8 protein-coding genes are annotated in these 7,226 nt (G+C 60.9%); 4 read left to right on the plus strand and 4 right to left on the minus strand.

The genetic code is table 11. The features are described from left to right. Positions 1-129: 129 nt before the first annotated feature. The 4 genes from sdhD to ABI546_RS02015 all read right to left on the minus strand — a co-directional run bounded on the left by sdhD (position 130) and on the right by ABI546_RS02015 (position 2,127). Entirely contained in the window at positions 130-495 is a 366-nt protein-coding gene (gene sdhD / locus ABI546_RS02000; RefSeq protein WP_348043589.1) for a succinate dehydrogenase, hydrophobic membrane anchor protein, read from the minus strand. 19 nt (positions 496-514) lie between these two features. Beyond that, positions 515-961 (minus strand): succinate dehydrogenase, cytochrome b556 subunit, encoded by a 447-nt coding sequence (gene sdhC / locus ABI546_RS02005; protein ID WP_348043591.1) that lies wholly within the window; start codon positions 959-961, stop codon positions 515-517. A 50-nt stretch (positions 962-1,011) separates the two neighbouring features. Next, complete coding sequence (locus ABI546_RS02010) at positions 1,012-1,248, minus strand: hypothetical protein (RefSeq protein WP_348043593.1); 237 nt, start codon at positions 1,246-1,248, stop codon at positions 1,012-1,014. Between the two features lie 108 nt (positions 1,249-1,356). Beyond that, positions 1,357-2,127 carry a GntR family transcriptional regulator gene (locus tag ABI546_RS02015; RefSeq protein WP_348043595.1) on the minus strand — a complete coding sequence of 257 codons (771 nt, stop codon included), beginning with the start codon at positions 2,125-2,127 and terminating at the stop codon, positions 1,357-1,359. Between the two features lie 268 nt (positions 2,128-2,395). Between ABI546_RS02015 and ABI546_RS02020 the strand changes: the two genes are divergently transcribed. From ABI546_RS02020 to ABI546_RS02035, 4 genes are all read left to right on the plus strand, one after another. Continuing rightward, entirely contained in the window at positions 2,396-3,382 is a 987-nt protein-coding gene (locus ABI546_RS02020) for a malate dehydrogenase (RefSeq protein ID WP_348043597.1), read from the plus strand. 154 nt (positions 3,383-3,536) lie between these two features. Continuing rightward, positions 3,537-4,523 (plus strand): aldolase/citrate lyase family protein, encoded by a 987-nt coding sequence (locus ABI546_RS02025; protein WP_348043599.1) that lies wholly within the window; start codon positions 3,537-3,539, stop codon positions 4,521-4,523. A 67-nt stretch (positions 4,524-4,590) separates the two neighbouring features. Then, positions 4,591-5,247, plus strand: a complete 657-nt coding sequence (locus tag ABI546_RS02030) for a hypothetical protein (protein ID WP_348043601.1) — start codon at positions 4,591-4,593, stop codon at positions 5,245-5,247. 103 nt (positions 5,248-5,350) lie between these two features. Continuing rightward, on the plus strand, positions 5,351-7,226 hold a 1,876-nt coding region (locus ABI546_RS02035), incomplete at its 3' end, for a bifunctional aconitate hydratase 2/2-methylisocitrate dehydratase (RefSeq protein WP_348043603.1).

Genomic DNA, 7,226 nt, shown 5'->3' on the forward strand with positions numbered 1-7,226 from the left:
GCGCGCATGCCGGAGCCGCCGGCACCGACGATGACGACGTCAAATTTGCGCTTGGGGAGTTTGGAGGTTGCGGTCATGATTTTTATGTGGGGTATAGGTTGTATTGCGGGCGATATCGATCAGTCTTGATCAGAGGCGCCACAAAACCTGGATGGCCCAACCGGCACAACCCAACAGCCAGACCATCGTGAAGACATTCAGGACCAGCTTGAGCCAAACCGGCTTGATGTAGTCCATCCAGATGTCGCGCATGCCGACCCACACGTGGTAGAGCAGGGCAATGATGACCACAAAGGTCAGCGTTTTCATCCACTGGGACGAGAAAATGCCGGACCATTTGTCGTAGCCCATGGGGCCCTTGCTGACGATCACCTGTGCCAGCACAATAATCGTGAAAAGAGCCATAAGGGCGGCCGTGATGCGCTGCGCAAGCCAGTCACGCAAACCGTAATGGGCGCCGACAACGAGGCGTTTGGAGCCGTAATTAACTGCCATTTTTTTGTGCTCCTTTGATTTAGTACGCGCCGAAGAGCTTGAGGGCCAGGATGAACGCGAGGCCAATGCTCACGACCAGCGTGACAAGAGCGGAGATCTTGCCGAACTCCTTGCTCACTGCCTCGTGGCTGGTGTCCATCCAGAGGTGGCGAAGGCCGGCGATGAAGTGATGCAGATAGGCCCAAATAAGGGCCAGCGCTACCAGCTTCCAGATGACGCCGGGCAGGCCCAGCATGCCGATATTGAAAGCAGCCTTGAATTTCTCGAACGAGATTTCCGAAGAGATCGATTTGTCGAACATCCAGATGATGAAGGGCATCAGCAAAAACATGATGAACCCGCTGATGCGATGGAGGATGGAGACGATGCCGGCGGCGGGCAAGCGGTAAGAGGGGAGGTCGGTCAGTGCGTTGATGTTGCGGAACTCGGGCCGCTTCTTCGCTACGGTTGTCGCTGATTCGGACATACTTGGCTTTCTGTGTTTTTGAGTAACGGCTTTGTAACTGCCAAAGCGGCTCAACCCGAAATTCTATTGCAATGCAGCAACAATCCTGGCTGCGCCGGGTGATGGCCGGAAATTTTTGTCGGGAAAAGCGCGTTTGCGCGCGCAACCGTTCGCCATTGCTGCGCGATAGTGCTCGTAACTGACTTGACGATTACAAAATTGCTTGACGTGAACGGCATCACCTTGAGCCACGCAGGCTCTTGTTGGCGCTTTTCCGGTGTCATGCCTTGAAGGTCGTTCATCGTCATTCGCGTGCTGTGAATGCTGCTGCCGAAGGTCGTTTGGCGGGCACTTCGGGACTTCGGGCGGCTGTCTGGCTGCGGCTTGTGCGTCGTTGTCTCGAGCGATGGCCGCTGTCAGTTCAAGGTGTTGTGGTAATGATGTGTGTCGGTGCGGTAGTAGCCGCGGCGCAGCTCCATGGGCGCGTCGTTGTAGGTGTAGGCAATGCGCTCCACACTTAAAAGAGGTGCGCCGCGCTCTACTTTTAATAGCAGCTCCCGCCCGTCAGTAGCGGCCTCGGCGCGTATTTTCTCTTCAGCACGAACCATCCGCACATTGAATTCAGTCTCAAACAGGGCATACATGGGGCCGTGGTAGTCGGCCAGCCGCTCCGCCGTCAGGCCCTTGAAGGGCGCGGCGGGAAGCCAGATGTCTTCAAGAATGGTGGGCGTGCCGGAAAAGCTCAGCACGCGGCGGGCCTGCAGCACGGCGTCCCCGGTGCGCAATGCCAGGATGCGGGCAATCTCGGCGTTGGCGCGCACGCGCCGGCAGTCGATGATGTCGCGCTGGGCCGGGCCTTCGCTGCCGGGCGTGCCGCTGTCGGGAACCAGTTTGAGGAAACGGAACTGGACATGTTGTTCGGCGTGGGTGGCAACAAAGGTGCCTTTGCCCTGGCGGCGCACCACGAGGTGCTCGGTGGCCAGCTCGTCGATGGCCTTGCGCACCGTGCCCTGGCTCACGCGGTAACGCGCTGCCAGGTCCATCTCGGAAGGAATGGATTCACCCGGCTTCCACTCGCCAGACTGCAGGCTCTGCAGGATCAGCCCCTTGATCTGCTGATACAGCGGACTGAACGCCGGCGTGGCACCTGCAAAGTCATCAGCGGATAAGGCGGGGGTAGCGGTCATGGGGTCGGATTCTGGCTGCAGATATCATATCTTATATAAGACATAAGACAAATTGACGCCTGTCACTTTTCAAGCGTAAAATCTTGGGCTGAGCCGATGCATGGCCTGCCGTTTTACGGTGATTTTGATGGGGAAGCGCTAAAGCAGAAGACCCATTCCAGTCGCCTCTGAGTCGCCTCAGAACCTCAGAAGTATTGCGGAAGTCACGCCAGACATCTCACACCCCTCCCTCATTTAATCGAATTTCAACTTCCTGGAGCCTTCCATCATGAGCAAAAAACCCGTCCGCGTTGCAGTCACCGGTGCAGCAGGCCAAATCGGTTACGCATTGCTGTTCCGCATCGCTTCCGGCGAAATGCTCGGCAAGGACCAGCCCGTCATTCTTCAGCTGCTTGAAGTGCCGGTGGAAGGCCCGCAAAAAGCGCTCAAGGGCGTGATGATGGAACTTGACGACTGCGCTTTCCCGCTGCTGGTGGGCATGGAAGCCCACAGCGACCCGATGACGGCCTTCAAGGATGCCGACTACGCGCTGCTGGTCGGTTCGCGTCCACGCGGCCCCGGCATGGAACGTGCCGAGCTGCTGGCTGTCAACGGCGCCATCTTCACGGCGCAAGGCAAGGCACTCAATGCTGTGGCCAGCCGCAACGTCAAGGTGCTGGTGGTCGGCAACCCCGCCAACACCAACGCCTACATCGCGATGAAGAGCGCCCCTGACCTGCCACGCAAAAACTTCACCGCCATGCTGCGCCTGGACCACAACCGTGCCGCCAGCCAGATTGCTGTCAAGACCGGCAAGCCTGTCGCCGACATTGAAAAACTCACCGTCTGGGGCAACCACTCGCCCACGATGTATGCCGACTACCGTTTTGCCACCATCAAGGGCGAAAGCGTCGCCAAGATGATCAACGACCAGGAATGGAACGCCAACACCTTCCTGCCCACCGTCGGCAAGCGCGGCGCCGCCATCATTGAAGCGCGCGGCCTGTCGTCGGCTGCTTCGGCTGCCAACGCCGCCATCGACCACATGCGCGACTGGGCTCTGGGCACCAACGGCAAGTGGGTCACCATGGGCATCCCTTCGGACGGCCAGTACGGCATTCCGAAAGACACCATGTTCGGTTTCCCCGTGACCTGCGAAAACGGCGAATACAAGCTCGTCGAAGGTCTCGAGATCGATGCATTCAGCCAGGAACGCATCACCAAGACCCTCGACGAACTCAAGGGTGAGCAGGACGGCGTCAAGCACCTCCTGTAATCCATCACGAGGCCGCCCCGCACCTTGCCCGCACACCGCCGCCCTCATTCATGAGCGACTGGAATCCCGCACTCAACAGTCGCCATGAGGCCGGGCGCTCGCGCCCGGCTCAGGAGTGGCTGGCGCTGCGGGGCTTGTTGATGGGTGCCCTTCAATGAGCCCGCGCCAAGTGCTTCTGGGCGCACAAGCGGGCGGCAGGGCGTTGCCGGTGTGCGATCACTACAGCGGCGTGGAGGTGCGCATGCGCAAAAGCCTGCAACTGCAGGCCGAGATGATCGAAGAGTTCGGCGCCTGCGTGTTCGACGTGACGCTCGACTGTGAAGACGGCGCACCGGTGGGCGGCGAGGCCGACCATGCCGCGATGGTGGTGGCGCTGGCAGCACTGGCCGGCGACAGGGCCCGCGTGGCGGTGCGCATTCACGCCGTGGACCATCCGGCCTTTGACGCCGACATGGCGGTCATTGCCGGAAAACTGTCCCGCCATCTCTCGCACATCATGATTCCCAAGGTGGAGTCCGTCGCTGACGTGATCAAGGCCGAGCAGGCGCTGCTCGCGGCGTCCGCCGGCGCGCTGCCGCTGCACGTGTTGATCGAGTCTCCACTTGCAGTGCGAAATGCTTTTGACATTGCGGCGCATCCACGCGTGCAATCGCTAAGTTTCGGCCTGATGGATTTTGTGTCCGCGCACGGTGGCGCGATTCCGGCGGACGGCATGTCCAGCGGCGGCCAGTTCAGGCATCCGCTGGTCGTGCGTGCCAAGCTCGAAATCGCTTCGGCCTGCCATGCCCATGGCAAAGTGCCAGCGCATTGCGTCGTCACGGAGTTCAACGACATCGAGGCCATCACTTCCGCTGCTCGCTATGCCGCCCGTGAGCTGGGTTACAGCCGCATGTGGAGCATTCACCCCAACCAGATCAGGCCCATCCTGGCCGCTTTTTCGCCCAACGAGGGCGAGATCGAAAGTGCTACAAAAATAATAGCAGCTGCCGCTCGTTCAGACTGGGCTCCCATCAGTTTTGAAGGCAAGCTGCATGACCGCGCGAGCTACCGCTACTTCTGGCAGGTGCTGGAGCGTGCGCACCAGACCGGGCGCGCGCTGCCGGTCGAGGCGAAGGTCTTTTTTGAGGCCATACCGGCGTGACCTTTACCTTGCCATCCTGCCATTGCCGATTCATCCATTTTTATCCCGTTTTTTTCCAAGGAACCCCATGAAATCATTTGTCACTGCCGCGCTGATGCTTGCTGCACCTGTTCTTGTGTTGGCTCAGACCGCTGCACCTGCCGCACCTGCAGTCGCTGCCAAGCCGGCCGCAAAACCCGCCGCAAAACCGGCAGCTAAACCCGCAGCCAAAGATGCGGCAAAACCTGCAACCCAAAGCAAGAAGGCGGTTCGGCGCTCGGCGCTGAAGGCAGTCGAAGAAGTGACACCGATTGACGACGACACCAGAATCACCCTGTCGCCCGAAGACCTGGAAGTTGCCAAACGCGTTTACGTAGGCAATATTCCTTGTGAACTCGGCGCTTCGGTGACCATCACGCCCAATGAAAAGCGTCCCGGATTTTTCCTGGTGCAGGTCGCCAAGACGCGCTTCAGCATGCACCCGGTGGAAAGCCGTACCGGCGCGATTCGGCTGGAAGACCCGCGCGCCGGCGCCATGTGGCTGCAGCTGGGCAACAAGTCCATGCTGATGAGCCAGAAAATTGGCCAGCGCCTCGCTGATGAATGCCAGAGCCCAGCCCAGCTGACATTTGCCGACGAGATGAAGAAGAACCCGCCCGTCAGCATCCTGGAGCCATTGCCATCGGCCAAGGCAGCCGCCGCTGCAGCCGTTGCACCGGCCTCGCCGGCATCAGCCACCAAGTAAGAACCCGCGGGCAAAAGCGGCGCCCGCAACGATCAGGCGCAGTTTTTGCCATCCCTCATAAAACCCAAGATTTTCCCACCACGATTCGCACAGGAGAGCCAACATGTCATCCGAGTTTCTGCAAACCTACCGCAACCACGTCGCCGAGCGCGCCGTGGCGGGCATTCCACCCTTGCCGCTGTCGGCCAAGCAGACCGGTGAAGTGATCGAGCTGCTGAAGAACCCGCCCAAGGGCGAAGATGCCTTTCTGGTTGAGCTGATCACCCACCGCGTGCCCGCCGGCGTTGACGATGCTGCCAAGGTCAAGGCAAGCTACCTCGCGGCAGTGGCGCACGGCACCGAAAAGTGCACGCTGATTTCGCGCGAAAAAGCCACGCAGCTGCTGGGCACCATGCTGGGCGGCTACAACATCAGCCCGATGATCGAGTTGCTGGACGACGCCGAAGACAGCGTGGCCACGCAGGCCGCCAACGGCCTCAAGCACACCCTGCTGATGTTCGACCAGTTTCATGACGTGCAGGAAAAAGCCACCAAGGGCAACAAATACGCCAAGGCCGTCCTGCAAAGCTGGGCGGATGCCGAATGGTTCACCAGCAAGCCTGAAGTGCCCGAGTCCATCATGCTCACCATCTTCAAGGTGGCCGGTGAAATCAACACCGATGACCTGTCGCCCGCGCCCGACGCGTGGAGCCGCCCCGACATCCCGCTGCATGCGCTGGCCATGCACAAGAACGCGCGCCCCGGTGTCACACCCGAAGAAGACGGCAAGCGCGGCCCGGTCAAGTTCATTGAAGAGCTCAAAACCAAAGGTAACCTGGTGGCCTACGTCGGCGATGTGGTCGGCACCGGCTCCTCGCGCAAATCGGCGACCAACTCCGTGCTGTGGTGGACTGGCCAGGACATCCCTTACGTGCCCAACAAACGCTTCGGCGGCGTCTGCCTGGGCGGCAAGATCGCCCCGATTTTCTACAACACCATGGAAGACTCCGGCGCGCTGCCGATCGAACTCGACGTGGGCCAGATGGCAATGGGCGACGTGATCGAACTGCGACCCTACGACGGCAAGGCGCTCAAAGACGGCAAGGTGATTGCCGAGTTCAAGCTCAAGAGCGATGTGCTGTTTGACGAAGTCCGCGCCGGCGGCCGCATTCCGCTGATCGTCGGCCGCGGCCTCACCGCCAAGGCCCGCTTCGCGCTGGGCCTGCCGCTGTCCACCCAGTTCCGCCTGCCGCAAGACCCGGCCGACAATGGCCGTGGTTTCACCCTCGCGCAGAAGATGGTCGGCCGTGCGGTCGGCCTGCCTGAAGGCAAGGGCGTGCGCCCCGGCACCTACTGCGAGCCCAAGATGACGTCCGTGGGTTCGCAAGACACCACGGGCCCGATGACCCGTGACGAGCTGAAAGACCTGGCCTGCCTGGGCTTTTCCGCCGACCTGGTTATGCAGTCCTTCTGCCACACCGCGGCTTACCCCAAGCCCGTTGACGTGAAGATGCACCATGAGCTGCCCGACTTCATGAGCGACCGCGGCGGCATCCCGCTGCGTCCGGGCGACGGCATCATCCACAGCTGGCTCAACCGCATGCTGCTGCCTGACACCGTCGGCACCGGCGGCGACAGCCACACGCGCTTTCCCATCGGCATCAGCTTCCCGGCCGGTTCCGGCCTGGTGGCCTTCGGCGCCGCCACCGGCGTGATGCCGCTGGACATGCCCGAGTCGGTGCTGGTGCGTTTCAAGGGCGAAATGCAGGCCGGCATAACCCTGCGTGATCTCGTCAACGCCATTCCGCTCTACGCCATCAAGGCCGGTCTGCTGACCGTGGCCAAGCAAGGCAAGAAGAACATCTTCTCCGGCCGCATCCTGGAAATTGAAGGCCTGCCCGACCTGAAGGTCGAACAGGCGTTCGAGCTGTCCGATGCATCGGCAGAGCGCTCTGCCGGCGGCTGCACGGTGCACCTGAACAAGGAACCCATCATCGAGT

Origin of the sequence: Polaromonas sp. (assembly GCF_039932935.1) — a bacterium.
Lineage (GTDB): Bacteria > Pseudomonadota > Gammaproteobacteria > Burkholderiales > Burkholderiaceae_C > Polaromonas.

Excerpts from the sequence above, each read along its gene's own strand:
- sdhD (WP_348043589.1), bottom strand. The coding sequence starts at position 495 with ATGGCAGTTAATTACGGCTCCAAACGCCTCGTTGTCGGCGCCCATTAC.
- sdhC (WP_348043591.1), bottom strand. The coding sequence starts at position 961 with ATGTCCGAATCAGCGACAACCGTAGCGAAGAAGCGGCCCGAGTTCCGC.
- ABI546_RS02010 (WP_348043593.1), bottom strand. The coding sequence starts at position 1,248 with ATGACGATGAACGACCTTCAAGGCATGACACCGGAAAAGCGCCAACAA.
- ABI546_RS02015 (WP_348043595.1), bottom strand. The coding sequence starts at position 2,127 with ATGACCGCTACCCCCGCCTTATCCGCTGATGACTTTGCAGGTGCCACG.
- ABI546_RS02020 (WP_348043597.1), top strand. The coding sequence starts at position 2,396 with ATGAGCAAAAAACCCGTCCGCGTTGCAGTCACCGGTGCAGCAGGCCAA.
- ABI546_RS02025 (WP_348043599.1), top strand. The coding sequence starts at position 3,537 with ATGAGCCCGCGCCAAGTGCTTCTGGGCGCACAAGCGGGCGGCAGGGCG.
- ABI546_RS02030 (WP_348043601.1), top strand. The coding sequence starts at position 4,591 with ATGAAATCATTTGTCACTGCCGCGCTGATGCTTGCTGCACCTGTTCTT.